This is a genomic window from Bacillus sp. 05T31, from assembly GCF_056396725.1.
In genome coordinates, this window is the sequence record NZ_JBFTMA010001410.1 from 1 (window position 1) to 435 (window position 435).

A 435-nucleotide genomic window follows, 5' to 3' on the forward strand; every position below is an offset into this window, starting at 1 on the left:
CTCCAAGTAATAGTGTAACATCCATGTGTGTACATGGTCTTTTTTACACTGTCTACCTAAAGGGGATAATATCAAGTGGTAGTCTCTTTTTGTGTTAAAAGAGAAATGTAAAAAGAAACATAATTTTTATATCATTTTGTAATTCACTTTATTATAATAAAGGTATAGTTCTTGATAAAGAACGAGATGTTCGATAGGAGAGATTAAAATGCTGAAGACACCTCGCAAATTCAAAAAGATGCTTATATTGCCATGTTTGTGCTCTATTACTTTTTATTTAGGCTCTCAAATGATGACTTATACAGAGGCAACTTTCATTCATGAGACGAAAGTGCAGGCTACTATTTCGACAGCAAGTATTTTTCCAAAAACAGTTGATCAGTTGACAGAACAAGCTAAGCAACATAAGGAAGTTATTTTGCATGAGTATGAAGA

General features: G+C 32.4%; 1 protein-coding gene. It reads left to right on the plus strand.

What is annotated here, in order from left to right; translation table 11 throughout:
• Positions 1–208: 208 nt before the first annotated feature.
• A partial coding sequence (locus tag AC1DJR_RS33565) for a DUF4047 domain-containing protein (RefSeq protein WP_477004631.1) occupies positions 209–435 on the plus strand: 227 nt, incomplete at its 3' end.